The sequence below is a fragment of the Acidovorax sp. genome (genome assembly GCF_021287135.1).
Lineage (GTDB): Bacteria > Pseudomonadota > Gammaproteobacteria > Burkholderiales > Burkholderiaceae_C > Acidovorax.
Genome location: NZ_JAJTBB010000079.1, coordinates 80,961 through 106,832, shown reverse-complemented (window position 1 = coordinate 106,832; position 25,872 = coordinate 80,961). Strand labels below are relative to the sequence as shown.

The 25,872-nt window shown below is 65.1% G+C and carries 31 protein-coding genes and 1 tRNA gene; 27 read left to right on the top strand and 5 right to left on the bottom strand.

Annotated elements, in window-relative coordinates:
* Positions 1-2,187: CHASE3 domain-containing protein (locus LWW96_RS18795; RefSeq protein WP_291489386.1), on the bottom strand; the 2,187-nt coding region annotated here is incomplete at its 3' end.
* A 206-nt stretch (positions 2,188-2,393) separates the two neighbouring features.
* Here LWW96_RS18795 and ubiA point away from each other — a divergent pair.
* On the top strand, positions 2,394-3,293 hold the full coding sequence (gene ubiA, locus LWW96_RS18790) for a 4-hydroxybenzoate octaprenyltransferase (RefSeq protein ID WP_291489385.1): 900 nt from the start codon (positions 2,394-2,396) through the stop codon (positions 3,291-3,293).
* A 42-nt stretch (positions 3,294-3,335) separates the two neighbouring features.
* Here the strand turns inward: ubiA and proC are convergent, their stop codons facing one another.
* From proC to LWW96_RS18775, 3 genes are all read right to left on the bottom strand, one after another.
* Complete coding sequence (gene proC, locus LWW96_RS18785; protein WP_291489384.1) at positions 3,336-4,181, bottom strand: pyrroline-5-carboxylate reductase; 846 nt, start codon at positions 4,179-4,181, stop codon at positions 3,336-3,338.
* A gap of 156 nt (positions 4,182-4,337) precedes the next feature.
* The gene (gene glpK, locus LWW96_RS18780) at positions 4,338-5,831 is read right to left on the bottom strand and encodes a glycerol kinase GlpK (RefSeq protein ID WP_291489383.1); all 1,494 of its coding nucleotides are present in this window, start codon (positions 5,829-5,831) and stop codon (positions 4,338-4,340) included.
* Positions 5,832-5,985: 154 nt separating this feature from the next.
* Positions 5,986-6,750: a DeoR/GlpR family DNA-binding transcription regulator gene (locus LWW96_RS18775; RefSeq protein ID WP_291489382.1), complete on the bottom strand. Its 765-nt coding sequence runs from the start codon at positions 6,748-6,750 to the stop codon at positions 5,986-5,988.
* A gap of 181 nt (positions 6,751-6,931) precedes the next feature.
* On the opposite strand from LWW96_RS18775, the gene LWW96_RS18770 reads away from it, so the two are divergent.
* From LWW96_RS18770 to LWW96_RS18650, 25 genes are all read left to right on the top strand, one after another.
* Complete coding sequence (locus LWW96_RS18770; RefSeq protein ID WP_291489381.1) at positions 6,932-8,020, top strand: ABC transporter ATP-binding protein; 1,089 nt, start codon at positions 6,932-6,934, stop codon at positions 8,018-8,020.
* Position 8,021: 1 nt separating this feature from the next.
* The gene (locus LWW96_RS18765) at positions 8,022-9,113 is read left to right on the top strand and encodes an ABC transporter ATP-binding protein (protein ID WP_291489380.1); all 1,092 of its coding nucleotides are present in this window, start codon (positions 8,022-8,024) and stop codon (positions 9,111-9,113) included.
* Positions 9,110-10,006, top strand: a complete 897-nt coding sequence (locus LWW96_RS18760; protein ID WP_291489379.1) for a sugar ABC transporter permease — start codon at positions 9,110-9,112, stop codon at positions 10,004-10,006. The genes LWW96_RS18765 and LWW96_RS18760 overlap by 4 nt, the downstream gene beginning before the upstream one ends.
* Positions 9,999-10,811: a carbohydrate ABC transporter permease gene (locus LWW96_RS18755; RefSeq protein ID WP_291489378.1), complete on the top strand. Its 813-nt coding sequence runs from the start codon at positions 9,999-10,001 to the stop codon at positions 10,809-10,811. The genes LWW96_RS18760 and LWW96_RS18755 overlap by 8 nt, the downstream gene beginning before the upstream one ends.
* 156 nt (positions 10,812-10,967) lie before the next feature.
* On the top strand, positions 10,968-11,276 hold the full coding sequence (locus LWW96_RS18750) for a DUF2160 domain-containing protein (RefSeq protein ID WP_291489377.1): 309 nt from the start codon (positions 10,968-10,970) through the stop codon (positions 11,274-11,276).
* Positions 11,277-11,464: 188 nt separating this feature from the next.
* Positions 11,465-13,198, top strand: coding sequence for an ABC transporter substrate-binding protein (locus tag LWW96_RS18745; protein ID WP_291489376.1), 1,734 nt, complete (start codon positions 11,465-11,467; stop codon positions 13,196-13,198).
* 182 nt (positions 13,199-13,380) lie between these two features.
* Positions 13,381-14,973, top strand: coding sequence for a glycerol-3-phosphate dehydrogenase/oxidase (locus LWW96_RS18740; protein ID WP_291489375.1), 1,593 nt, complete (start codon positions 13,381-13,383; stop codon positions 14,971-14,973).
* A gap of 194 nt (positions 14,974-15,167) precedes the next feature.
* Positions 15,168-15,536 (top strand): 50S ribosomal protein L14, encoded by a 369-nt coding sequence (rplN, locus tag LWW96_RS18735; RefSeq protein WP_007861702.1) that lies wholly within the window; start codon positions 15,168-15,170, stop codon positions 15,534-15,536.
* 9 nt (positions 15,537-15,545) lie between these two features.
* Entirely contained in the window at positions 15,546-15,866 is a 321-nt protein-coding gene (gene rplX / locus LWW96_RS18730) for a 50S ribosomal protein L24 (protein WP_291489374.1), read from the top strand.
* 9 nt (positions 15,867-15,875) lie between these two features.
* The gene (rplE, locus tag LWW96_RS18725; protein WP_291489373.1) at positions 15,876-16,415 is read left to right on the top strand and encodes a 50S ribosomal protein L5; all 540 of its coding nucleotides are present in this window, start codon (positions 15,876-15,878) and stop codon (positions 16,413-16,415) included.
* A gap of 8 nt (positions 16,416-16,423) precedes the next feature.
* Positions 16,424-16,729 carry a 30S ribosomal protein S14 gene (gene rpsN / locus LWW96_RS18720; protein ID WP_005793633.1) on the top strand — a complete coding sequence of 102 codons (306 nt, stop codon included), beginning with the start codon at positions 16,424-16,426 and terminating at the stop codon, positions 16,727-16,729.
* 20 nt (positions 16,730-16,749) lie between these two features.
* Complete coding sequence (rpsH, locus tag LWW96_RS18715; RefSeq protein WP_291432885.1) at positions 16,750-17,145, top strand: 30S ribosomal protein S8; 396 nt, start codon at positions 16,750-16,752, stop codon at positions 17,143-17,145.
* Positions 17,146-17,171: 26 nt separating this feature from the next.
* The gene (rplF, locus tag LWW96_RS18710) at positions 17,172-17,705 is read left to right on the top strand and encodes a 50S ribosomal protein L6 (RefSeq protein WP_291489372.1); all 534 of its coding nucleotides are present in this window, start codon (positions 17,172-17,174) and stop codon (positions 17,703-17,705) included.
* A gap of 11 nt (positions 17,706-17,716) precedes the next feature.
* Positions 17,717-18,082 carry a 50S ribosomal protein L18 gene (gene rplR / locus LWW96_RS18705; RefSeq protein ID WP_291489371.1) on the top strand — a complete coding sequence of 122 codons (366 nt, stop codon included), beginning with the start codon at positions 17,717-17,719 and terminating at the stop codon, positions 18,080-18,082.
* Between the two features lie 17 nt (positions 18,083-18,099).
* On the top strand, positions 18,100-18,618 hold the full coding sequence (rpsE, locus tag LWW96_RS18700) for a 30S ribosomal protein S5 (RefSeq protein WP_291489370.1): 519 nt from the start codon (positions 18,100-18,102) through the stop codon (positions 18,616-18,618).
* A gap of 13 nt (positions 18,619-18,631) precedes the next feature.
* Positions 18,632-18,814, top strand: coding sequence for a 50S ribosomal protein L30 (gene rpmD, locus LWW96_RS18695; protein ID WP_291489369.1), 183 nt, complete (start codon positions 18,632-18,634; stop codon positions 18,812-18,814).
* A gap of 10 nt (positions 18,815-18,824) precedes the next feature.
* Positions 18,825-19,256 (top strand): 50S ribosomal protein L15, encoded by a 432-nt coding sequence (rplO, locus tag LWW96_RS18690; RefSeq protein ID WP_291489368.1) that lies wholly within the window; start codon positions 18,825-18,827, stop codon positions 19,254-19,256.
* Positions 19,257-19,280: 24 nt separating this feature from the next.
* Positions 19,281-20,600: a preprotein translocase subunit SecY gene (secY, locus tag LWW96_RS18685; protein ID WP_291489367.1), complete on the top strand. Its 1,320-nt coding sequence runs from the start codon at positions 19,281-19,283 to the stop codon at positions 20,598-20,600.
* 141 nt (positions 20,601-20,741) lie between these two features.
* Positions 20,742-20,855 carry a 50S ribosomal protein L36 gene (gene rpmJ / locus LWW96_RS18680; protein WP_005793651.1) on the top strand — a complete coding sequence of 38 codons (114 nt, stop codon included), beginning with the start codon at positions 20,742-20,744 and terminating at the stop codon, positions 20,853-20,855.
* A 23-nt stretch (positions 20,856-20,878) separates the two neighbouring features.
* Complete coding sequence (gene rpsM, locus LWW96_RS18675) at positions 20,879-21,244, top strand: 30S ribosomal protein S13 (protein ID WP_291489366.1); 366 nt, start codon at positions 20,879-20,881, stop codon at positions 21,242-21,244.
* 18 nt (positions 21,245-21,262) lie between these two features.
* The gene (rpsK, locus tag LWW96_RS18670) at positions 21,263-21,667 is read left to right on the top strand and encodes a 30S ribosomal protein S11 (RefSeq protein WP_011793799.1); all 405 of its coding nucleotides are present in this window, start codon (positions 21,263-21,265) and stop codon (positions 21,665-21,667) included.
* 92 nt (positions 21,668-21,759) lie between these two features.
* Positions 21,760-22,383, top strand: coding sequence for a 30S ribosomal protein S4 (rpsD, locus tag LWW96_RS18665; protein WP_291489365.1), 624 nt, complete (start codon positions 21,760-21,762; stop codon positions 22,381-22,383).
* Between the two features lie 117 nt (positions 22,384-22,500).
* Positions 22,501-23,493, top strand: a complete 993-nt coding sequence (rpoA, locus tag LWW96_RS18660; protein ID WP_291489364.1) for a DNA-directed RNA polymerase subunit alpha — start codon at positions 22,501-22,503, stop codon at positions 23,491-23,493.
* 170 nt (positions 23,494-23,663) lie between these two features.
* Positions 23,664-24,053: a 50S ribosomal protein L17 gene (gene rplQ / locus LWW96_RS18655; protein ID WP_291489363.1), complete on the top strand. Its 390-nt coding sequence runs from the start codon at positions 23,664-23,666 to the stop codon at positions 24,051-24,053.
* 22 nt (positions 24,054-24,075) lie between these two features.
* Positions 24,076-24,152: transfer RNA gene (locus LWW96_RS18650), tRNA-Met, on the top strand.
* A 100-nt stretch (positions 24,153-24,252) separates the two neighbouring features.
* On the opposite strand, the gene nhaR is transcribed toward LWW96_RS18650, so the two are convergent.
* Complete coding sequence (nhaR, locus tag LWW96_RS18645) at positions 24,253-25,152, bottom strand: transcriptional activator NhaR (RefSeq protein WP_291489362.1); 900 nt, start codon at positions 25,150-25,152, stop codon at positions 24,253-24,255.
* A gap of 146 nt (positions 25,153-25,298) precedes the next feature.
* Between nhaR and LWW96_RS18640 the strand changes: the two genes are divergently transcribed.
* Positions 25,299-25,850, top strand: a complete 552-nt coding sequence (locus LWW96_RS18640; protein WP_291489361.1) for an Rrf2 family transcriptional regulator — start codon at positions 25,299-25,301, stop codon at positions 25,848-25,850.
* Positions 25,851-25,872 lie beyond the last annotated feature (22 nt).

Genomic DNA, 25,872 nt, shown 5'->3' with positions numbered 1-25,872 from the left:
CGGGGCGGCGGGCTGTGCGGCAGCGGCGGGCGGCAGCGCGGCCGGAGGCTGCGGGGCGGCAGGCGTGGCGGGGACCGTGAGCGTTCGCGGCACCACCAGCGTGAACACGCTGCCTTCGCCCGGCGCGCTCTGCACGCTGATGTGGCCGCCCAGCAGGCGCGCCAGGTCGCGCGAGATCGACAGCCCCAGCCCCGTGCCGCCGTACTTCCGGTGGGTGCTGCCGTCGGCCTGGCGGAAGGCCTCGAAGATCATGTCCTGCTGGTGGGCCGGGATGCCGATGCCCGTGTCCTTCACGGCAAACGCCACGGTGTCGCCGTCGGCCCCGGGCGTGACGGTGAGCGATACCGCGCCCTGCTCGGTGAACTTCAGCGCGTTGGACAGCAGGTTCTTGAGCACCTGGCCCAGGCGCAGCGGGTCCGTCTCGATCGCCGCGGGCAGGCCGGGCGCCAGCGTCGCGGCCAGCGCCAGGCCCTTTTCCTGGGCCAGGGGGCGCAGCGGGTCGATGAGCGCCTGCACGGCCTTGGCCAGGTTCACCGGCTCGGGCGCGACGGTGGCCTGGCCGGCCTCGATCTTGGACAGGTCCAGGATGTCGTTGATCAGCGCCAGCAGGTCGTTGCCGGCCGCATAGATGGTCTGCGCGTATTTCACCTGGTCGGTGCTCAGGTTGCCCGGCTTGTTGTCGGCCAGCAGCTTGGCCAGGATCAGCGTGGAGTTCAGCGGCGTGCGCAGCTCATGGCTCATGTTGGCCAGGAACTCGCTCTTGTACTGGCTGGCCAGTTCCAGCTCGCGGGCCTTGTCGGTGAGGGCGCTTTGCGCGCGCAGCAGCTGCTCGCGCTGGTACTCCAGCTGCTGGGTCTGTTCTTCGAGGTGGGCGTTGGTCTGCTCCAGCTCGGTCTGCTGCAGCTCCATTTGTGTCTGCGATTCCTGCAGGATGCGGCTTTGCTGCTCCAGCTCCTCGTTGCTCACGCGCAGCTCTTCCTGCTGGGTCTGCAGCTCTTCGGACTGGCGCTGCGTTTCCTCCAGCAGCGCTTCCAGGCGGGTGCGGTCGATGCCGCCGCGGATGGCCACGGCCAGCATCTCCGACGCGCGCTCCATCAGCGTGCGCTCCGCGTCGGTCACCGGGCGCTGAAAGCCCAGCTCGATCACCGCGTACACCTGGCCCTTCTCGATGGCGGGGGCCAGCAGCAGTTCGGCGGGCGCGGACTGGCCCGTGCTGGAGGAGACGGGCAAGTGCCCGGCCGGCACATCGCGCACGTGCAGCAGCTGGCGCGAGCGGGCGGCCTGGCCGACCAGGCCCTCCTGGGGCAGCAGGCGCTGCGCCAGCCGCTCGCGGGGCAAGGCGTAGCCGCCAAACAGGGTCAGGTCACCGCCGGGGTCGGCCACATAGCCGGCGCCCACGGCCGCGCGCAGGTACTGGGCCAGATACTCCAGCGCCAGCGGGCCCAGGTCTTCGAGCCGGTGGTCGCCCTGCAGGCGCTGGGCCAGTCCCGACAGGCCGGCCGACACCCACGACTGCTGCGCCTTCAGGCGGTACTCGCGCGCGGTGGCGGCGGCCGAGAGGCAGATCAGCACCAGCAGCACCAGCGACCCGCCCCAGGAGTAGTAGGTGGAGTTGGCCGCCGCGTCCACCCACTGCTTGCGGTCTGCCTCCAGCTGCTGGTTCAGCAGGGTGGCGAGGTCCGAGGCCTGGTCGCGGATGCGGTCCATGATGGCGCGCCCGCTGTCGGTGCGGATCAGGGCCAGGGCCGCCTCGTCGCCACGCTGGCGGCGCGCCTCGATCGTGTCGCTCAGCTCGCGCAGCTTCTCCCGGTGCAGGTCGTCGATCTGCTGCACCAGGCGGCGCTGCACGGCGTTGCCGTCCGTGAGCTCCTTGAGCTGGGCCATGTAGCGCTGCAACGCGCCCTGCGCGAGGTGGTAGGGCTGCAGATAGGCTTCGTCGCCGGTCAGCAGGTAGCCGCGCTGGCCGGTCTCGGCGTCCTTGAGCGACGACATGAACAGGTTGAGCTGGCGCATGGCCACGGTGGTCTGGTCCATGGCCTCCACCGTGCGGGAGCGCACTTCGGCGGTGCGGTAGTTCACCAGCGCGATCACGAGGGTGGCCAGCACCGCCACCACAAAGCCCGCCAGCATGCCACGGGGCACAACAAAACGCGAAGCGGCAACCTGAGACGTCGTAGTACGGGACATGCGGCACGGCTCCGGAGGAGAGCGTCGGGTGGTTGGGGAACGCGCGACTTTAACGGTTTTCCCCGTTCCGTATGCGGGACGTCCCGCGCCGGCGTCGGGGCATCTGCGCACCGTGGTGCGGCGGGCATGGCTGCTACATTCGGTGCGCCCGCCGGCACCGCCTGGGGTGCCCGCCCTTGTCCGCTTCTTTTTGCCTGTTGTCCGCCATGTCCGCCCCTGTTGCCGCCCCTGCCCGCAGCCGCCTTGCCCTGTACCTGGACCTCATCCGCTGGGACCGTCCGGCCGGCTGGCTGGTGTGCCTGTGGCCCACGCTCAGCGCGCTGTGGATCGCGGCCGACGGTTTTCCGGGCTGGCACCTGCTCATCGTGTTCGTGCTGGGCACCATCCTCATGCGCAGCGCGGGCTGCTGCGTGAACGACGTGGCCGACCGCGACTTCGACAAGCACGTCAAGCGCACCGCGCAGCGGCCCGTGACCACCGGCGCTGTGGGCGTGAAGGAGGCGCTGGGCCTGGGCGCGGTGCTGGCGCTGGCGGCCTTCGGCCTGGTGCTCACCACCAACGCGGCGGCCGTGGCCTGGTCGGTGCCCGCGCTGCTGGTGGCCATTGCCTACCCGTTCACCAAGCGCCTCATCGCCATGCCGCAGGCGGTGCTGGGCATCGCGTTCAACTTCGGCATCGTCATTGCCTTTGCCGCCGTGCAGGGCCGCGTGCCGGCCGTGGCGTGGTGGATGTGGCTGGGCAACCTGTTCTGGGTGCTGGCTTACGACACCGAATACGCCATGGTGGACCGCGACGACGACCTGAAGATCGGCATCAAGACGTCTGCCATCACGCTGGGGCGGTTCGATGTGGCGGGCATCGTGCTGTTCTACCTGCTTTTCATCGGTATTTGGGCGGTAGCGCTGGCCCCGTATGCGCTGGGCGCTATTTTTTACGTAGCGCTTGCCGCCGCCCTGGCCCAGGCGGCTTGGCATTTCTCGCTGATCCGCACCCGCACGCGCGAGGGCTGCTTCCGCGCCTTCCGCATCAACCACTGGCTGGGCGCCACGGTGTTCGCGGGCATTGCGGGCAGCTACCTGGTGCGCTCGGTGCTCACTAATTCATAGCTGCTTGCGCTTGATGGATAAGGGCTGGAGGCCAAAAATGATTCAAGTGCCGAATTCATTGCCCAGTTCATGCGCGCGTTGCTCCGCCGCGCGCATGGCGGCTTCGAACGCCGCTGCGACGCCGCTGGCCTCCAGGGACTGCAGGGCCGCGTAGGTGGTGCCGCCCTTGGACGTGACGCGTTCGCGCAGCACGGCCGGGGGCTCGTCGGAGCGGCGGGCCAGCTCGGACGCGCCCACGAAGGTGCCCACCGCCAGCCGGTGCGCCTGTGCTTCGGGCAGCCCCATGGCGGTGCCCGCGCGCGTCATCGCTTCCAGGAAGTAAAAGACATACGCAGGGCCCGAGCCCGACAGCGCCGTCACGGCGTCGAGCTGCTTTTCGGTTTCCACCCACAGGAACTCGCCCGTGCTGGCCAGGATGACCTCGACCTGCGCGCGTTCCGCGGCGCCCACGGCCGGGCGGGCATAGAGCGCGCTCATGCCCTTGCCCACCAGTGCAGGGGTGTTGGGCATGGTGCGCACGATGCGCTCGCTGCCGAGCCACTGCGCAATGCTGTCCGAGCGGATGCCGGCGGCCACGCTCAGGTGCAGGGCCTGGGCCGTGTGCGCCTTGGCCTGCGCGGCGGCGTCCTTGAAGGTCTGGGGCTTCACGGCCCAGACCACGATGCTGGCGCGCTGCAGCGCGGGCCCGGCTTCGGGTTGCGCCGCGATGCCGAAGTTCTTGAGCAGCGCTTCGCGCGCCGGGGCATAGGGCTCCACCACCTCGATCTGGCGGGCCGGATGGCCCTGGTGGATCAGCCCGCCAATGATGGCGCTGGCCATGTTGCCGCCGCCGATGAAGGCGATGGTGGGGAGGGAGGAGTTTGCTGTGGCTGGAGCGGGGGAGGTCATTTTGCGGGCAGGCTGGAAAGGGAGAGCCGATGGTAGCGCCGCTAGACCTACGAGTTGCTCGAAGACTCGTGCAACTGGCGCGGCCAAAGCAAGGGCTCCCCGAAGAGCTGCCGCCTGTGGCGGCCAGCACCGAGGCGCGCAGCGCCTCAGGGGGAGCTACTCCGCTACTGTCTGGCGCACCGCCCGCTCCCAGTTCGCCATCAGCTCCTGCGCCCGCGCATTGCCCAGCGTGGGCACAAAGCGGCGGTCAGCGCGCCACAGTTGGGAGAGTTCGCCGGTGCTGGCGTACACGCCGCTCGACAGGCCCGCGAGGTACGCCGCGCCCAGGGCGGTGGTTTCGATCACCGCAGGCCGCACCACCGGAATGCCCAGCAGGTCGGCCTGGAACTGCATCAGCAGATCGTTCACGCACGCGCCGCCGTCCACGCGCAGCTCGCTCACCGGGGCGCCGCCGGCGGCCACGGCGTCGCGGCTCATGGCCTGCAGCAGGGCAGCGCTCTGGTAGGCGATGCTCTCCAGCGCGGCGCGGGCAATGTGGGCAATGGTGGTGCCGCGCGTGAGGCCCGTGATGGTGCCGCGCGAATCGGGCTTCCAGTAAGGCGCGCCCAGGCCGGTGAAGGCGGGCACCATCATCACGCCGCCCGAATCCGGCACGCTTTGCGCCAGCGACTCGACCTCGCTGCTGTTGGTGATGGCGCGCAGGCCGTCGCGCAGCCACTGCACCACGGCACCGCCCACGAACACGCTGCCCTCCATGGCGAACTCGGGCTTCGCGGAAACCTGTGCCGCGCTCGTGGTGAGCAGGCCGTTGTGCGAAGTCTGGAACGCGCCGCCCGTGTGCATCAGCATGAAACAGCCCGTGCCATAGGTGTTCTTGGCCATGCCGGCCGTGAAGCAGGCCTGGCCGAACAGTGCGCTTTGCTGGTCGCCCGCCACGCCGCCGATGCGGATGGGGTGGCCCAGCAGGTCGGCCGCGGTGTCGCCGAAGTGGGCGCTGGAGGGCAGCACTTCGGGCATCAGCGCCTTGGGGATGCGCAGCAGCGCCAGCAGGTCCTCGTCCCACTGGTTGGTGTGCACGTTGAACAGCATGGTGCGCGAGGCGTTGCTCACGTCCGTCACGTGCCGCTGGCCGTGGGTGAGCTGCCACATCAGCCAGCTGTCCACCGTGCCAAACGCCAGCTCGCCGCGCTCGGCCGCCTCGCGCGCGCCGGGCACGTGGTCCAGCAGCCACTGCAGCTTGGTGCCCGAGAAATACGCGTCGATCAGCAGCCCCGTCTTGGCCTGGATGGTGCCTGCGTGGCCCTGCTCGCGCAGCTGCGCGCAGGCGGGTTCGGCGCGCCGGTCCTGCCACACGATGGCGTGGTGCACGGGCTGGCCGGTCTTGCGGTTCCACAGCACGGTGGTCTCGCGCTGGTTGGTGATGCCCACGGCGCGCACATGGCGGGCCGTGGTGCCCGCCTGGGCCAGCGCATCGCGCGCGGTGGCCAGCTGGGTGCGCCAGATCTCCAGCGGGTCGTGCTCCACCCAGCCGGGCTGGGGGTAGATCTGCGGCAGCTCCCGCTGTGCCTGCGCCACGATGTGGCCGCGTTCGTCGAACACGATGCTGCGGGAGCTGGAGGTGCCTTGGTCGAGTGCGAGCAGGTAGGTCATCGTGACGGGTCTCGGTAATTCTTGGATCGATTGTGTGTCCGCTGCGCTGGTTCCGTGCGCGGCCCAGGCCAGTGGACGCCGAGCAAGGGCCGCCCCGCAGCGAGGGCGTCGTCCCCCTCGGGGGAAGGCGCCGCAGGCGACTCAGGGGGGGACATCATGCCGCCACGGTGCAGATGACGCCGGCGTCCTGCAACAGGGCAGGGAAGGGCTCTGGCGGCGGCGCGTCCGTGAAAAGCCGCCCGATCTGATTCAGCGTCGCCAGCTGCACCATCGCCGGGCGGTTGAACTTGCTCTGGTCGGCCGCCAGCCAGACCTCGCGGGCGTGGGCAATGATGGTCTGGGCGACCTTGACCTCGCGGTAGTCGAAGTCGCGCAGCGAGCCGTCGGGCTCGATGCCCGAGATGCCGATGAGCGCGATGTCCACCTTGAACTGGCGGATGAAGTCCACCGCCGCCTCGCCCACGATGCCGCGGTCGCGCGCACGCACCACGCCGCCGGCCACGATGACCTCGCACTCGGGGTTGCTGCTCAGGATGGCGGCCACGTTCAGGTTGTTGGTGATCACGCGCAGGCCGCGGTGGTGCAGCAGCGCCTTGGCGATGGCCTCGGTGGTGGTGCCGATGTTCAGGATCAGCGAGCAGTCGTTGGGCACCTGCTGCGCCACCGCGCGGGCAATGCGCGCCTTGCCTTCGGCATGGAGCGTTTCGCGCTGGGTATGCGCCAGGTTCTCCACCGTGGAGCTGGGCACGCGCACGCCACCGTGAAAGCGGGTGAGCAGCCCGGCCTCGGCCAGGCGCTGCACGTCGCGGCGCACGGTTTGCAAGGTCACGCCCAGGGTGTCGGCCAGTTGTTCCACGGTGGCGGACTTGCGCGCGCGGACCTCTTCAAGAAGCAGCAGTTGCCGGGGGTTCGTATTCACGCGAATGCTCGGTTTCAGGGGGTGGAGGTACTTTAAATCGAACAAAAAGGAACTCGTTAAGGGTAAACCTTGATTCGACATGATCAAAAACGAACAAAAATCATCGCAATCGAAAACGCGGTGCCCCGTTGTGCGCGGGCCGCTTTAGGCCCCGGCGCGGGGCGCAAGAAAGGCAAGCGCGATGCAGCTGGCATTGGACAGCATCAGCAAGAAGGTCGGGCCGCAAACCTGGCTGTACGACATGAGCCTGGCGCTGCACAGCGGCGCCGTCACGGTGCTGCTGGGCGCCACCCAGGCGGGCAAGACGAGCCTGATGCGCATCATGGCCGGGCTGGACGCGCCCACCGCCGGCCGGGTGACGGTGGACGGCGTGGACGTGACCGGCATGCCGGTGCGCGAGCGCAACGTGGCCATGGTGTACCAGCAGTTCATCAACTACCCGTCCATGAAGGTGGCGGCCAACATTGCCTCGCCGCTGAAGCTGCGGGGCGAGAAGAACATCGAGGCCCGGGTGCGCGAGATTGCGCAGCGGCTGCACATCGACATGTTCCTCGACCGCTACCCGGCCGAGCTGTCCGGCGGCCAGCAGCAGCGCGTGGCGCTGGCCCGCGCCCTGGCCAAGGGCGCGCCGCTGATGCTGCTGGACGAGCCCTTGGTGAACCTGGACTACAAGCTGCGCGAAGAGCTGCGCGAAGAACTGACCCAGCTGTTTGCCGCTGGCCAGTCGACCGTGGTGTACGCCACCACCGAGCCGGGCGAGGCGCTGCTGCTGGGCGGCTACACCGCCGTGCTGGACGAGGGCCGGCTGCTGCAGTACGGCCCCACGGCCGAGGTCTTCCACGCACCCAACTCGCTGCGCGTGGCCCGCGCCTTCAGCGACCCGCCGATGAACCTGCTGCCCGCCACGGCCGTGGCGGGGGGCGTGCGCCTGCCGGGCGGGCTGGAACTGGCGGTGCCGCTGCCGGCAGCGGCCGGCGCCGGTGCCGTGACCGTGGGGGTGCGCGCCAGCGCGCTGCGCGTGCAGGCCCGCCCGGGCGACGTGAGCGTGGCCGGGGTGGTGGAGCTGGCGGAAATCTCCGGCTCGGACACCTTCGTGCACGCAGCCACGCCCTGGGGCGAGGTGGTGGCGCAGCTCACGGGCGTGCACTACTTCGAGCTGGGCACCGCTCTCACGCTGCACCTGGACCCATCGCAGGCCTACGTGTTTGGCGCCGATGGAACCCTGGCATGGGCGCCCGCGCGCCCCGCCGCCGCACAAGGAGGGCGCTGAGATGGCCCGCATCAGCCTGGACCTGGCGCATTCGTACAAGCCGAACCCGCAGCAGGACAGCGACTACGCGCTGCTGCCGCTCAAGATGGAGTTCGAGGACGGCGGCGCGTATGCGCTGCTCGGCCCCTCGGGCTGCGGCAAGACCACCATGCTCAACATCATGTCGGGCCTGCTCGTGCCCTCGCATGGCAAGGTGCTGTTCGACGGCCGCGACGTGACGCGCGCCAGCCCGCAGGAGCGCAACATCGCACAGGTGTTCCAGTTCCCCGTGATCTACGACACCATGACGGTGGCCGAGAACCTGGCGTTCCCGCTCAAGAACCGCAAGGTGCCCGAGGCGCAGATCCGGCAGCGCGTGGGTGCCATCGCTGAGATGCTGGAGATGAGCCACCAGCTGAACATGCGTGCCGCGGGCCTGTCGGCGGACCAGAAGCAGAAGATCTCGCTGGGCCGGGGACTGGTGCGCTCGGACGTCGCGGCCGTGCTGTTCGACGAGCCGCTCACCGTGATCGACCCGCACCTCAAGTGGCAGCTGCGGCGCAAGCTCAAGCAGATCCACCACGAGCTGAAGCTCACGCTGATCTACGTGACGCACGACCAGGTCGAGGCGCTCACCTTCGCCGACCAGGTGGTGGTGATGACGCGCGGCAAGGCCGTGCAGGTGGGCTCGGCCGACGCGCTGTTCGAGCGGCCTGCGCACACCTTCGTGGGCCACTTCATCGGCTCGCCCGGCATGAACTTTTTGCCGGCGCACAGCGAGGGCGGCAGCCTCACCGTGGCGGCACACCGCCTGGTCAGCCCGGTGGGCCGTGCGCTGCCCGATGGCGCCCTGCAGGTCGGCATCCGGCCCGAGTACCTGGCCCTGGCCCAGCCGCAACAGCCCGGCGCGCTGCCCTGCACGGTGGCGCAGGTGCAGGACATCGGCACGTATTTGATGCTGACCGCCAAGGTAGGGGAGCACACGCTCAAGGCGCGCTTCGCGCCTGAAACCCGTCTGCCATCGGCCGGTGACACGGCCTGGCTGCAGGTGCTGGGCACGCACACCTGCTACTACCAGAACGAACAGTTGCTGACCGTGGAGGTCGCCCAATGAGCGTTACGACCAAGCCCGTGAACCAGAAGGCCTGGTTCCTGATCCTGCCGGTGATCCTGTGCGTGGCCTTCTCGGCCATCCTGCCGCTGATGACGGTGGTGAACTACTCGGTGCAGGACATCATCAGCCCCGAGCGCCGCGTGTTCGTGGGCACCGAATGGTTCGTGCAGGTGATGCGCGACGAGGAACTGCACGCCGCGCTGCTGCGCCAGCTCACCTTCTCGCTGGCCGTGCTGGCGGTGGAGATTCCGCTGGGCATCCTGCTCGCGCTGTCCATGCCCGCCCAGGGCTGGAAGTCATCCGCCGTGCTGGTCACGGTGGCGCTGTCGCTGCTGATTCCGTGGAACGTGGTGGGCACCATCTGGCAGATCTACGGCCGTGCCGACATCGGCCTCATGGGCCGGCTGCTGCAGGAGGCGGGCATCGACTACAGCTACACCGGCAACGCCACGCACGCCTGGCTCACGGTGCTGCTGATGGATGTATGGCACTGGACGCCCCTGGTGGCCCTGCTGGCCTTTGCCGGGCTGCGCTCCATCCCGGACGCGTACTACCAGGCCGCGCGCATCGACGGCGCCAGCAAGTTCGCGGTGTTCCGCTACATCCAGCTGCCCAAGATGCGCGGCGTGCTGATGATTGCCGTGCTGCTGCGCTTCATGGACTCTTTCATGATCTACACCGAGCCCTTCGTGCTCACGGGCGGCGGGCCGGGCAATGCCACCACCTTCCTCAGCCAGTACCTCACCACCAAGGCCGTGGGCCAGTTCGACCTGGGCCCTGCGGCAGCGTTCTCGCTGATCTATTTCTTCATCATCCTGCTCTTGTGCTTCATCCTCTACAACTGGATGCAGCGCGTGGGCACCGCCAGCAACGAGGGGGCCGGCCATGAATGAAAAGCGCTTCCAGAAGCGGTCGGTCTTCCTGGTGGTCTACCTGGTGTTCGCCGTGCTGCCCATCTACTGGATGGTGAATATGAGCTTCAAGACAAACGCGGAGATCTTGTCCACGTTCTCGTTCTTTCCGCAGCATTTCACCTGGGACAACTACAAGACCATCTTCACCGATGAGAGCTGGTATTCGGGCTACATCAACAGCCTGATCTACGTGGCCATCAACACGGCCATCTCGCTCACCGTGGCGCTGCCGGCGGCCTACGCGTTCAGCCGCTACCAGTTCCTGGGCGACAAGCACGTGTTCTTCTGGCTGCTCACCAACCGCATGACGCCGCCGGCGGTGTTCCTGCTGCCGTTCTTCCAGCTGTACACCACCGTGGGGCTGATGGACACGCACATCGCCGTGGCGCTGGCGCACCTGCTTTTCAACGTGCCGCTGGCCGTGTGGATCCTGGAAGGCTTCATGAGCGGCATCCCGCGCGAGATCGACGAGACGGCCTACATCGACGGCTACAGCTTCCCGCGCTTCTTCCTCACCATCTTCCTGCCGCTCATCAAGGCGGGCGTGGGCGTGGCGGCGTTCTTCTGCTTCATGTTCAGCTGGGTGGAGCTGCTGCTGGCGCGCACGCTGACCAGCGTGAACGCCAAGCCCATCGTGGCCACGATGACGCGCACGGTGAGCGCCAGCGGCATGGACTGGGCCACGCTCGCCGCCGCCGGCGTGCTGACCATCGTCCCCGGCGCCATCGTGATCTGGTTTGTGCGGCACTACATCGCGAAGGGCTTCGCCATGGGGAGAGTGTGATGCACCCCCTGAGTCGCCTTCGGCGCCTTCCCCCTCCAGGGGGACGACGCCCTCGCTGCGGGGCGGCCCTTGCTCGGCGTCCCTGGCCTTGGGCGTGCCGGTGGGGGCGTGCGGTGGCGGAATCTAGCGCAATGCGAGCGGAAAGGATTGCTTCAAATGTTTGATTGGATGGCCTGGACCACGCCCGTGGCGGTGTTCTTTTTATGCATCGTGCTGATGCTGGTGGGCATGACGGTGTGGGAGATCAAGTCGCCCACGACGATGCGCAAGGGTTTTTTGCCGCTGGCCACCACGCGCGGCGACCGGTTGTTCATCGGGCTGCTGTCTGCCGCGTATGTGAACCTGATTTTTGTGGGCATCAGCGGCAAGCTGGCCCAGTGGTTCAGCCTGGAGTCCGATCCGTCCGTCTGGATCAGCTTTGTGCTGTCGATGGCGCTGCTGGCGCTGATCCTGCGCAAGGGGTGATGGATGGTGCTATGAAATGCATAGCTGTCTGCGCTTGATCAGCGCCATTTTCATCGCATAAATGCTTTGAAATCCAAGCTGGACAAGCGTAGGCAGCTATTGTTTTTGCCGATTAAAAAAACCGCCCGCCCGATTTCCCCCGGGGCCGGAGCGGATTCACCACGGGGGTTCCTTCTGAGGAGACAGCAATGAAGATGCAGTTCAAGGCGATCGCTTTCGCCGCCGCCGCCCTGGCGTTGGGGCAGGCCGCCTGGGCCGGCGAGGCCGAGGCCAAGAAGTGGATCGACAGTGAGTTCCAGCCCTCCACTTTAGCCAAGGACCAGCAGATGGCCGAGATGAAGTGGTTCATCGACGCTGCCAAGAAGCTGCAGGCCAAGGGGGTGAAGGAGATTTCGGTGGTCTCCGAAACCATTACCACCCACGAATACGAGTCCAAGACCCTGGCCAAGGCGTTCTCGGAAATCACCGGCATCACCGTCAAGCACGACCTGATCCAGGAAGGCGACGTGGTCGAGAAGCTGCAGACCTCCATGCAATCGGGCAAGTCGATTTACGACGGCTGGATTTCTGACTCCGACCTGATCGGCACGCACTACCGCTACGGCAAGATCCTGAACCTGACCGACTACATGGGCGGCGCGGGTAAGGAATGGACCAACCCCGGTATCGACCTCAAGGACTACATCGGCACCAAGTTCACCACGGCGCCCGACGGCAAGCTCTACCAGTTGCCCGACCAGCAGTTCGCCAACCTGTACTGGTTCCGCGCCGACCTGTTCGAGCGCAAGGACCTCAAGGACAAGTTCAAGGCCAAGTACGGCTACGACCTGGGCGTGCCGCTGAACTGGTCCGCCTATGAAGACATCGCCGAGTTCTTCACCAACGACGTCAAGCAGATTGACGGCAAGCCTATCTACGGCCACATGGACTACGGCAAGAAGGACCCGTCGCTGGGCTGGCGCTTCACCGACGCCTGGCTGTCCATGGCTGGCTCGGCCGACATTGGCACCCCGAACGGCCTGCCCATCGACGAATGGGGTATCCGCGTGGCCGACGACAAGTGCACCCCCGTGGGCGCCAGCGTGGCCCGCGGCGGCGCCACCAACTCGCCGGCTGCCGTCTACGCCCTGACCAAGTACGTGGACTGGATGAAGAAGTACGCGCCCAAGGAAGCCACGGGCATGACCTTCGGCGAAGCCGGCCCCGTGCCCGCCCAGGGCCAGATCGCGCAGCAGATCTTCTGGTACACCGCCTTCACCGCCGACATGACCAAGCCCGGCCTGCCCGTGGTGAACGCCGACGGCACGCCCAAGTGGCGCATGGCCCCCGGCCCCAACGGCCCGTACTGGAAGCAGGGCATGCAGAACGGCTACCAGGACGTGGGCAGCTGGACTTTCTTCAAGGACCACGACGCCAACAAGACGGCCGCCGCCTGGCTCTACGCGCAGTTCGTGACGGCCAAGACCACCTCGCTCAAGAAGACCCTGACCGGCCTCACGCCGATCCGCGAGTCCGACATCCAGAGCAAGGCCATGACCGACATGGCGCCCAAGCTCGGCGGCCTGGTGGAGTTCTACCGCAGCCCCGCCCGCGTGGCCTGGTCGCCCACCGGCACCAACGTGCCCGACTACCCCAAGCTGGCCCAGCTGTGGTGGAAGAACGTGGCCCAGGCCGTCACGGGTGAAAAGACGCCCCAGGGCGCCATGGACACGCTGGCCGACGAGATGGACCAGGTGATGGCCCGCCTGGAGCGCGCCGGCATGGCCCACTGCGCGCCCAAGCTCAACCCCAAGAGCGATCCCAACAAGTGGCTGAGCGACAAGCAGGCCCCCTGGAAGAAGCTGGCCAATGAAAAGCCCAAGGGCGAAACCATTGACTACAACAAGCTCCTGCAAGCCTGGAAGGACGGCAAGGTGCGCTGAGCGCGCCAAGCGCCTTCAGGGAACACCGGGCCGCCGCCCCGCGGCGGCCTGTTCCCCGGCGGCCGGAGCCCGCAAAGGCGGCCGGCCGCCCTCGATTTCTTTCTTCCGCTTCCCCAGGGAAGCGCGGAGAATTTAAGGGTAAACCCTTAATTTAGTGCCCTGTGCAGGGACAATTCACCCCCATGAACACTGCCACCGCCCCCCTGCCCACGCGCCGTGCCGACCTGCTGGCCCGGCTGGCCCAGCCGCATGTCTACGACCTTGCCGTGATCGGGGGCGGGGCGACCGGGCTGGGCGTGGCGCTGGACGCCGCGGCGCGGGGGTTCAGCGTGGTGCTGGTCGATTCGCACGACTTTGCCAAGGGCACCTCCTCGCGCGCGACCAAGCTGGTGCACGGCGGGGTGCGCTACCTTGCCCAGGGCAACATCGCCCTGGTGCGCGAGGCGCTGCACGAGCGCACCACCTTGCTGCACAACGCCCCCCACCTGGCGCAGCCGCTGCCCTTCGTGATGCCGTCGTACCGCTTCTGGGAAACGCCCTTCTATGGCATGGGGCTCATGATGTACGACGCCCTGGCGGGCAAGGCCGGGCTTGGCGCCACAGAATTCCTGGGCCGTACCCGCACGCTGGAATGCCTGCCGACGGCCCGCACCGAAGGCCTCAAGGGCGGCGTGAAGTACTGGGACGGACAGTTTGACGACGCGCGCCTGGCCCTGGCCCTGGCGCGCACCGCGGCCAGCCTGGGCGCGCTGGTGGTCAACTACTGCCCGGCGCGCTCGCTGATCCATGACGCGGGCAAGGTGGCCGGCTTCGTTTGCGAAGACGCCGACACCGGCCAACAGTTCACCGTGCGGGCCCGGGCCGTGGTCAACGCCACGGGCGTCTGGGTGGACACCCTGCGGCAGATGGACGGCGAAGCCATCGGCCGCCCCGTCAAGCCCATGGTCGCGCCCAGCCAAGGCGTGCACATCGTGGTGGACCGGGAGTTTCTCCCCTCCGACCACGCCCTGATGGTGCCCAAGACCGCCGACGGCCGGGTGCTGTTTGCCGTGCCGTGGCTGGGCAAGCTCATCCTGGGCACCACCGACAGTCCCCGCCAGGACATCGTGCGCGAGCCCGAGCCGTTTCGCGACGAGGTGCGCTTCATCCTGGAGGAGTCGGCCCGCTACCTCACCCGCGCACCCCGCGCCGAGGACATCCGCAGCATCTGGGTGGGCCTGCGCCCTCTGGTCAAGCCCCAGGACGACGAAGGCGACAACACCAAGAGCCTGAGCCGCGAGCACACCGTGCTGGCCAGCCGCAGCGGACTGGTCACGGTCACGGGCGGCAAGTGGACGACCTACCGGGCGATGGCCGAGGATGTGTTGCAAAAATGCTTCACCCAGGGCCTGCTGCCGTCCCGCCCGGCCGGCGTGACCAACGACCTGCGCCTGGTCGGCACGCCGCAGGGGGCCGTGCACCACCGCATCAGCGATGCCCAGGGGCTGCATTCCTACGGCGCCGAAGCGCAGGCCGTGCAGCAGCTGCCCGGTGCGGACGCCGAGCTGGGCGGCGGCCTGACAGCCGCCATGGTGCGGTTTGCCGCCCGCCATGAATACGCCTGCACGGTGGAAGACGTGCTGGCCCGCCGCTGCCGGCTGCTGTTCCTGGACGCCCGCCAAGCCCTCGCGCTGGCCCCGGCCGTCGCCGGCATCCTGCGCGAGGAGCTGGGCACCGACCCCCACCTCGAAGCTTTCCTGGCGCTGGCGCAACAGTACCTGCACGCCCCCGCGTGAGCGGTGCTTGACATTTCCAGCGCCTTTTGCAATACTCGTGGGCTTCGCGTTCAAAGCGCGAGGTTTCTGCCCAGCGGGAAGTGCCGCAAATGGTTTGCGGTGCGGACGACGGGCCCAAGACTGACTGGCTGATTTGCAGCCCTTGAGAAGTTCTCTGGGGCTGTTGTCTTCTGGTGCAAGTTGGGAATATTGAAATGATCCAGACAGAATCTCGGTTAGAGGTTGCCGACAACACCGGCGCCAAGTCCGTCCTTTGCATCAAGGTGCTGGGTGGCTCGAAGCGTCGCTATGCAAGCGTTGGCGACATCATCAAGGTGAGCATCAAGGAAGCTGCTCCGCGCGGCCGCGTCAAGAAGGGCGAGGTCTACAGCGCAGTGGTGGTCCGTACGGCGAAGGGCATTCGCCGTGGCGATGGCTCGCTCGTCAAATTCGATGGCAACGCAGCCGTGTTGCTGAATGCAAAGTTGGAGCCTATCGGCACCCGCATCTTTGGACCCGTGACGCGTGAACTGCGTACCGAGAAGTTCATGAAGATCGTGTCCCTGGCTCCTGAAGTTCTCTGAGGACGCGCCATGAACAAGATTCGCAAGGGCGACGAAGTCATCGTGCTGACCGGCCGTGACAAGGGCAAGCGTGGCACCGTCACGCTGCGCAAGGATGACTCCCATCTGGTCATCGAAGGCATCAACCTCGTGAAGAAGCACGCCAAGCCGAACCCCATGAAGGGTACGACCGGCGGCATCATCGAGAAGGCCATGCCGATCCACCAGTCCAACGTGGCCATCTTCAATGCCGCCACCGGCAAGGCTGATCGCGTGGGCATCAAGCTGCAGGCTGACGGCACGCGCGTTCGCGTGTTCAAGTCCAGCGGCGCTGAAATCAAGGCGGCCTAAGGGGTAAACATGGCACGACTCCAAGAAATTTACCGCGACAAGATCGCCCCCGAGCTGACCAAGCAGTTCGGTTACACCTCGCCCATGCAGGTGCCCCGTCTGACCAAGATCACCCTGAACATGGGTGTGAGCGAAGCCGTTTCGGACAAGAAGGTCATGGACAACGCCGTGGCCGACCTGACCAAGATCGCCGGCCAGAAGCCCGTGGTGACCAAGGCCAAGAAGGCTATCGCCGGTTTCAAGATCCGCGAAGGCCAGGCCATCGGCTGCATGGTCACGCTGCGCGGCGTCCAGATGTATGAATTCCTGGACCGCTTCGTGACGGTGGCTCTGCCCCGCGTGCGCGACTTCCGTGGTATCTCCGGCCGCGCTTTCGATGGCCGTGGCAACTACAACATCGGTGTCAAGGAACAGATCATTTTCCCTGAAATCGAGTACGACAAGGTCGACGCACTGCGCGGTCTGAACATCAGCATCACCACGACGGCCAAGACCGACGAAGAAGCCAAGGCGCTCCTCGCAGGTTTCCGTTTCCCGTTCAAGAACTGAGGCGAAGCATGGCTAAAGTAGCTTTGATCCAGCGCGAACTGAAGCGCGAAAAACTGGCAGCCAAGTACGCAGCAAAGTATGCGGAACTGAAGGCTATCGCTGGCGATGCCAAGCGCAGCGACGAAGAGCGTGATGCCGCCCGCCTGGGCCTGCAGAAGCTCCCGCGCAACGCCAACCCTACGCGCCAGCGCAACCGTTGCGAAATCACCGGCCGCCCCCGTGGCACGTTCCGTCAATTCGGTCTGGCTCGCGCCAAGATCCGTGAACTGGCTTTTGCAGGCGACATCCCTGGTGTCACCAAGGCCAGCTGGTAAGCAGGCAGGAGAGATACAACATGAGCATGAGTGATCCCATCGCTGACTTGCTGACCCGCATCCGCAATGCACAAATGGTCTCCAAGGCCACCGTGCAGGTGCCTTCTTCCAAAGTGAAGATTGCCATTGCCCAGGTGCTGAAGGACGAAGGCTATATCGACGGCTTCCAGGTGAAGACCGAAGCCGGCAAGTCGGAACTCGAAATTGCCCTGAAGTACTACGCAGGCCGTCCCGTGATTGAGCGCATCGAGCGCGTCAGCCGCCCTGGTCTGCGTGTCTACAAAGGCCGTGATTCCATTCCACAAGTCATGAACGGTCTGGGTGTGGCAATCGTCACAACGCCCAAGGGCGTGATGACCGACCGCAAGGCGCGCGCTACCGGTGTCGGTGGCGAAGTGCTGTGCTACGTGGCCTAACCCGCGGCATTGAGGAGAAAACTGAAATGTCCCGAGTAGGAAAAATGCCCGTGACCATCCCCGCCGGCGTGGATGTGTCCGTGAAAGATGACCAGATCTCCGTCAAGGGTTCTGGCGGCACCCTGTCGCTGGCGCAAAACGTGCTGGTGAAGGTGTCGAACAAGGATGGCAAGCTCAGCTTTGAGCCGGCCAACGATTCCCGCGAAGCCAATGCCATGAGCGGCACGATTCGCCAGTTGGTCAACAACATGGTGGTCGGCGTCAGCAAGGGCTTCGAGAAGAAGCTCAGCCTGATCGGCGTGGGTTACAAGGCTGCGGCATCGGGTTCCAAGCTGAATCTGGCCGTGGGCTACTCGCACCCGGTCAACATCGAAATGCCCGCCGGCATCACGGTGGCCACCCCCACGCCCACGGAAGTGGTGATCAAGGGTTCCGACCGCCAGCGCGTGGGGCAGATCGCCGCCGAGATCCGTGCTGTTCGTCCTCCCGAGCCTTACAAGGGCAAGGGCATCCGCTATGCGGATGAAAAGGTCACGATCAAAGAGACCAAGAAGAAATAAGGAGCTGCAACATGTTGACCAAGAAAGAGCAGCGTCTTCGTCGTGCACGCCAGACCCGCATCCGCATTGCGCAGCAAGGCGTGGCGCGTCTCACCGTGAACCGTACGAACCTCCATATCTACGCCAGTGTGATTTCCGGCGACGGCAGCAAGGTGCTGGCCAGCGCCTCCACGGCAGAAGCCGAAGTGCGCAAGTCGCTCGGCGGTTCGGGCAAGGGTGGCAACGCCGCTGCAGCCCAGGCCATCGGCAAGCGCATCGCTGAAAAAGCGAAGGCCGCCGGTGTCGAGAAGGTTGCATTTGATCGCGCAGGCTTCGCCTACCACGGTCGCGTCAAGGCCCTGGCCGACGCAGCCCGTGAAGCAGGCCTGCAGTTCTAAGCGGAGCGGAATACAAAATGGCTAAATTTCAACCCAAGGTGCAAGACGAAGGTCGTGACGACGGTCTGCGCGAAAAAATGATCGCGGTCAACCGCGTGACCAAAGTCGTGAAGGGTGGCCGTATTCTCGGTTTCGCCGCACTGACGGTGGTTGGCGACGGTGACGGCCGCGTGGGCATGGGCAAGGGCAAGTCCAAGGAAGTGCCTGCTGCCGTGCAAAAGGCAATGGAAGAAGCCCGCCGCAACATGGTCAAGGTTTCGCTGAAGAACGGCACCATCCACCACAACGTGACGGGCCACCATGGCGCGGCCGTCGTGATGATGGCTCCCGCTCCCAAGGGTACCGGCATCATCGCCGGCGGCCCGATGCGCGCAGTCTTTGAAGTGTTGGGTGTGACGGACATCGTGGCCAAGAGCCATGGTTCTTCCAACCCCTACAACATGGTCCGCGCCACGTTCGACGCACTGGTCAATTCGACCACGCCGGCGAATGTTGCGGCCAAGCGCGGCAAGACGGTCGAAGACATCTTCGCCTGAACCGGAGCCTGAAATGACAACGCAACAAACCGTCAAGATTCAACTGGTGCGCAGCCCGATTGGCACCAAGGAATCGCACCGCGCCACCGTGCGTGGCCTGGGCCTGCGCAAGCTCAATAGCGTGAGCGAGCTGAAGGACACGCCCGAAGTGCGCGGCATGATTAACAAGATCAGCTATCTGGTCAAAATCGTCTGAGAGATCGATCATGGAACTCAATAGCATCAAGCCCGCCGACGGCGCCAAGCATGCCAAGCGCCGTGTAGGCCGTGGTATCGGCTCCGGCCTGGGCAAGACCGCTGGCCGTGGTCACAAGGGTCAGAAGTCTCGCGCAGGCGGCTACCACAAGGTGGGCTTCGAAGGCGGTCAAATGCCTCTGCAGCGCCGTCTGCCCAAGCGCGGCTTCAAGTCGCACCTGCTCAAGTTCAACGCCGAAATCACCTTGTCCGCGCTGGAACAGCTCGGCCTGGCCGAAGTGGACGTGCTGGCACTGAAGCAGGCAGGCCTGGTCGGCGAGCTGGCCAAGGTTGTCAAGGTCATCAAGAGCGGTTCCCTCACCAAGGCTGTCAAGCTGAGCGGCGTGGGCGCCACGGCGGGTGCCAAGGCTGCGATCGAAGCCGCTGGCGGCAGCGTCGCCTGAGTGTGATTCCGAAGGAAGGCATCTGTGGCTACTAGCGCGGCTCAAATCGCAAAGACCGGCAAATTCGGCGATCTGCGTCGCCGACTGGTTTTTCTGTTGCTGGCGCTGGTCGTATACCGCATCGGGGCGCACATCCCCGTGCCCGGCATCGATCCAGCCCAACTTCAGCAGCTGTTCAGTGGCCAGCAAGGCGGGATCCTGAACCTGTTCAACATGTTCTCGGGCGGGGCGCTTTCGCGCTTCACGGTGTTTGCGCTGGGGATCATGCCGTACATCTCGGCATCGATCATCATGCAGCTGATGACCTACGTGGTGCCGACCTTTGAGCAGTTGAAGAAGGAAGGTGAAGCCGGCCGTCGCAAGATCACGCAGTACACCCGCTACGGAACGCTGGCCCTGGCCTTGTTCCAGTCGCTGGGAATTGCGGTGGCGCTGGAAAGCTCTCAAGGTCTGGTGCTGAGCCCGGGCTTTGGCTTTCGCCTGACGGCGGTGGTCAGCCTCACGGCAGGCACCATGTTCCTGATGTGGCTCGGCGAGCAGATCACTGAACGGGGCCTGGGCAACGGGATCTCGATCCTGATCTTCGCGGGGATTGCGGCAGGTCTGCCCAGTTCCATCGGGGGCCTTCTGGAGTTGGTCCGCACGGGTGCGATGAGCATCCTGGCCGCCATCTTCATCGTTCTCATCGTGGGCCTGGTGACCTACTTCGTGGTGTTCGTGGAGCGGGGGCAGCGCAAGATCCTGGTGAACTATGCGCGGCGTCAGGTGGGCAACAAGGTGTATGGCGGCCAGTCGTCGCACCTGCCGCTCAAGCTGAACATGGCCGGGGTGATTCCGCCGATCTTTGCTTCGTCGATCATCCTGCTGCCGGCCACGGTGGTGAACTGGTTCAGTGCGGGCGAGTCGATGCGCTGGCTGAAAGACATTTCTGGTGCGCTGACGCCTGGTCAGCCCATCTATGTGATGTTCTATGCGGCGGCCATTGTCTTCTTCTGCTTCTTCTACACGGCACTGGTGTTCAACAGCCGTGAGACGGCGGACAACCTGAAGAAGAGCGGCGCGTTCATTCCCGGGATTCGTCCCGGTGAGCAGACGGCTCGCTATATCGACAAGATCCTGGTTCGTTTGACGCTGGCAGGCGCGGTGTACATCACCTTCGTGTGCCTGCTGCCAGAGTTCATGATCTTGAAGTACAACGTACCGTTCTACTTTGGTGGAACATCGCTGCTGATCATCGTGGTGGTGACCATGGACTTCATGGCCCAGGTGCAAAACTACATGATGTCGCAGCAGTATGAATCGCTGCTCAAGAAAGCCAACTTCAAAGGCGGCACGGGCGGTTGATGCATAGAACAAGGCGGGAGCCGCAGCGGCGGCACTGCCTGCAGGCTGGATATCGTTTAAGTGAAGGCCCCACGTTTCGCGGGCACAGTGTGTGTTCCGCGCAAAGCAGCCGGGACGATGGAAAAGTTTTAGGAGAATGCAATGAGAGTTTCGGCTTCGGTCAAAAAAATCTGCCGCAACTGCAAGATCATCCGCCGCAAGGGTGTGGTGCGCGTGATCTGCACGGATCTGCGTCACAAGCAGCGCCAAGGTTGATTGGAAAGTATTAGAGGACGCATATGGCACGTATCGCTGGCATTAACATTCCGCCGCACAAGCACGCGGAAATCGGTTTGACCGCCATTTATGGCATCGGTCGCACCCGCGCTCGCAAGATCTGCGAAGCAACGGGCATCGCTTACTCCAAGAAGATCAAGGATCTGACGGACGGCGACCTGGAAAAAATTCGCGAGCAAATCGAACAGTTCACCATCGAGGGTGACCTGCGCCGCGAAACCACGATGAACATCAAGCGTTTGATGGACATCGGCTGCTATCGTGGCTTCCGCCATCGCCGCGGTCTGCCCATGCGTGGTCAGCGCACCCGTACCAATGCCCGCACCCGCAAGGGTCCGCGCAAGGGTGCTGCTGCACTGAAGAAATAAAGAGATTGAAAGATCAACATGGCCAAGTCTCCTGCCAATAACGCAGCCCAGCGCGTCCGCAAGAAGGTTCGCAAGAACGTTTCGGACGGCATCGCCCACGTGCACGCTTCGTTCAATAACACCATCATCACGATCACGGACCGCCAGGGCAATGCACTGTCGTGGGCCTCGTCGGGTGGCCAGGGTTTCAAGGGCTCGCGCAAGTCCACTCCGTTCGCTGCACAGGTGGCTTCGGAAGTGGCCGGCCGCGCTGCCATTGAACAAGGCATCAAGAACCTCGACGTCGAAATCAAGGGTCCCGGTCCCGGCCGTGAATCCTCGGTTCGCGCCCTGGGTGCTCTGGGCATCCGCATCACGTCCATTTCGGACGTGACGCCCGTGCCCCACAACGGTTGCCGCCCCCAAAAGCGCCGCCGTATCTAATTTCTCTCTAAGCCCACCGCCGCCTGGGTACGCGCAAGCGCTCCAGGCGGCTCCCGCAATGGTTTGCGGCAGATGACACAAAGGAAGCTCAAGTGGCACGTTACCTCGGCCCCAAGGCCAAACTCTCCCGCCGTGAAGGCACCGACCTGTTCCTGAAGAGCGCCCGCCGCTCGATCGCCGACAAGTCGAAGTTCGACTCCAAGCCCGGCCAGCATGGCCGCACCTCGGGTGCCCGCACCTCCGACTACGGCCTGCAACTGCGCGAAAAGCAAAAGGTCAAGCGCATGTACGGCGTGCTGGAAAAGCAATTCCGCCGCTACTTCGAAGCCGCTGACGGCAAGAAGGGCAACACCGGCGCCAACCTGCTGTTCCTGCTCGAGTCCCGTCTGGACAACGTGGTGTACCGCATGGGTTTCGGTTCCACCCGCGCTGAAGCCCGCCAGCTGGTGTCGCACAAGGCGATCACGGTGAACGGCAAGTCGGTGAACATCGCTTCGTACCTGGTCAAGGCCGGCGACGTGGTGGCCGTGCGCGAAAAGTCCAAGAAGCAAGCCCGCGTGGTGGAAGCCCTGCAACTGGCGGCCCAAGTTGGCATGCCTGCATGGGTGGAAGTGAACGCCGACAAGGCCGAAGGCGTGTTCAAGAAGGTTCCGGACCGCGATGAGTTCGGCGCCGACATCAACGAATCGCTGATCGTTGAGTTGTACTCGCGCTAATCCGTAGAGTACGGAAGTATTTCAAGCAAACCGTCCCTGAACCGCGAGGCATCGCGGTTTAGGCGCTTCACCAGCCTTACCGGTGTAACGAGCTGGGGGTATTGAGAGGAAGTCTGAATGCAAACCAATTTGCTGAAACCCAAGGCGATCAATGTCGAACAGCTTGGCCACAACCGGGCCAAGGTCGCACTGGAGCCGTTCGAGCGTGGTTACGGCCACACGCTGGGCAATGCCATTCGGCGCGTCCTGCTCTCGTCCATGGTGGGTTACGCAGCGACGGAAGTCACCATCGCAGGGGTCCTCCACGAGTACTCGTCCATCGACGGCGTTCAGGAAGATGTGGTCAACATCCTGCTGAACCTCAAGGGTGTGGTGTTCAAGCTGCACAACCGAGACGAAGTCACCCTGAGCCTGCGCAAGGACGGCGAGGGCGTGGTCACCGCCCGGGACATCCAGACTCCCCATGACGTGGAAATCGTCAACCCGGACCATGTGATTGCCAACCTGTCCGCCGGCGGCAAGCTGGACATGCAGATCAAGGTGGAGAAGGGCCGTGGCTACGTGCCCGGCAGCATGCGCCGCTATGCGGACGAATCGACCAAGTCGATCGGCCGCATCGTGCTGGACGCCTCCTTCTCGCCCGTCAAGCGCGTGAGCTACACGGTGGAAAGCGCCCGCGTGGAGCAGCGTACCGACCTGGACAAGCTCGTGGTTGAAATCGAGACCAACGGCGCCATCACGGCAGAAGACGCGGTGCGTGCTTCCGCCAAGATCCTGGTGGAGCAGCTGGCGGTGTTCGCACAGCTGGAAGGCGGCGAACTGGCAGCTTTCGATGCACCGGCCGGCCCGCGCGGCAGCGCTACGTTCGACCCGATCCTGCTGCGGCCTGTGGACGAGCTGGAACTGACCGTGCGTTCCGCCAACTGCCTGAAGGCCGAGAACATCTACTACATCGGTGATCTGATCCAGCGCACCGAGAACGAGCTGCTCAAGACCCCCAATCTGGGCCGCAAGTCGCTCAACGAAATCAAGGAAGTGCTCGCCTCGCGTGGCCTCACGCTGGGCATGAAGCTCGAGAACTGGCCGCCTGCCGGCCTGGACAAGCGCTGAGCACGCGCTCTATAATCGCAGGCTTCCCAGAAATGGGGAGTCCGGTTTCCAAGTCCCCCGCCCGGGGGACTTTTCGTTCCCCCAGGCGCGATGCCGAGGGGAACCGTGCCTCGGGAAGTACCTGATACGGCTGCCCGATTTAATTACATAGACAGTAGAAGGAAAGCACCATGCGCCACGGACACGGCCTCCGCAAACTCAACCGCACCAGCTCGCACCGCCTCGCGATGCTGCAGAACATGATGAACTCGCTCATCGAGCACGAAGTCATCAAGACCACCGTTCCCAAGGCCAAGGAACTGCGCCGCGTGATCGAGCCCATGATCACCCTCGCCAAGGAAGATTCCCTGGCCAATCGCCGTCTGGCTTTCAACCGCCTGCGCGACCGCGACAGCGTGACCAAGCTGTTCAACGACCTGGGCCCCCGCTTCAAGGTGCGTCCTGGCGGCTACACCCGCATCCTGAAGATGGGCTTCCGTGTGGGCGACAATGCGCCCATGGCCTTGGTTGAATTGGTGGACCGTGCCGAAGGTGAAAATAATTCGGCAGCCGCAGAATAATAGGGTATAATTTATTTCTTGCCGCGCGATGGAGCAGTCTGGTAGCTCGTTGGGCTCATAACCCAAAGGTCGGAGGTTCAAATCCTTCTCGCGCAACCAAATACCCGCAGCAACCGCTGCACTGAAACGCCCACTTCTCAGTGGGCGTTTTTGTTTTTGCACGCAGATGTCGGCGTGCTGAGGAGCGGCTCTGTGCGGGCTATTCCGCGGCAAACAGCGCGCCCCGGGCGGCGCGGGTGATGGCCGCCACGCAGGGGTGGGTGATCCTGCGCTCCACGGAAATGGCAAAGAACTCTTCCACCAGTTCTGCCGAGCGGCCAATGACTTCCACGCCGAACTGGGCGGTGGTTTCGGCCTCCAGCACAGCAGGCGCCGTGAAGACGCCACGGCCTTCCCGGCCGAACGCGTTCATCAGCGCACTGTCGTCAAACTCTCCCACGATGCGCGGCTGCAGGCGGTAGCGGTTGAGCCAGTGGTCGAGCTGCTGGCGCACGGACGACATGGGGCCCTGGATGAGCATCGGAGCCTCGTGCAGGCATTCGGGGAAGGGACCCCGGAGCTGCGCCTTCAAGGCCGGGGCGCACAAGAAGCTCAGGCTGCTGGTCCCCAAAGGGTGGTTGAAGGCCTTGACGCCGATCTTTCGGGAGACCGGCTCGTCGGCCAGCACCAGGTCCAGCCGGTGGAGGCTCAGCTGGGCGATCAACTCCGGAAACTTGCCTTCCTGGCAGGTCATGTGCACCTGCTGCGACATGCCCAGTGCCGGCTCCAGCAGGTGGTAGACCACGGACTTCGCAAGAGAGTCCGCCACACCGACCCGGAACTCCAGCGGCCGCTCCTGGCTGCGGGCCAGGCGGATGGCGCCCTCCAATTCGTCCCCCAGGGTGAAGATCTGGTCGGCATAGCCCAGCGCGATGCGCCCTTCGGGGGTCAGCTCCAGCCCGCGGCCCCTTTTGCGGAAGAGATCGTGTCCCAGCCATTCCTCCAGCTGGCGGATCTGGCCGGACAGCGTTTGCGGCGTGGTGTGCAGCTGCTCGCTGGCGCGCATGACGCCGCCCGCCTTGGCTACGGTCCAGAAGTAGCGCAGATGCTTGAAGTTCACGGGGCAATACTTCGAAAAAAGTAGAGGTGTTGAGAACGATAAAGCGAATATACGCGAAGTGTCAAAGGCTCTACATTGTCCCGTGGCAGCCTACCGGTGCGGCCTGCACCGAGAACGGACCGCCCGATGCCATAAGGAGTAGCACCATGCGGATTACGACCCGAGGACAACTGGCCGTGTCGGCCATGACCGATCTCGCGCTGCGCCAGAAGGCGCGGCCTGTGGCCTTGTCGACGATCAGCACGCGCCAGGGGACCTCGTTGTCCTACCTGGAGCAGCTGTTCAGCGGCCTGCGCCGCGCCGGGCTGGTGGACAGCACGCGCGGGCCCGGCGGCGGCTACACGCTGGCCCGCAACCCGGAGCAGATTTCGGTGGCGGACATCATCCTGGCCGTCGAAAACCTCAAGGCCGACGACCTGCAGAGCCTGGAATCCGGCCAGGCGGCGCGCGTGCGCTCGATGACCGGGGAGCTGTGGACCAGCTTCAACGCGCGCGTGCTGGAGTACCTGCAGTCGGTCACGCTCCAGAGCCTGGTGGAGCAGCAGCTGGCCAAAGGGGTGGCAGTGGAAGAGGCCGCCGCCGCACCTGCCGCTGCCTCCAAGAAGCTCCCGGCGAAGCCCCGGCCGCTGATGGCACGGGTGGGCGTGCCCAATTCCGTGTTTGCGCTGGGAGCGGTGCCGCTGCTGCAGCGGCGCTGAGCGCGCGCCCGTGGCCGGAAAT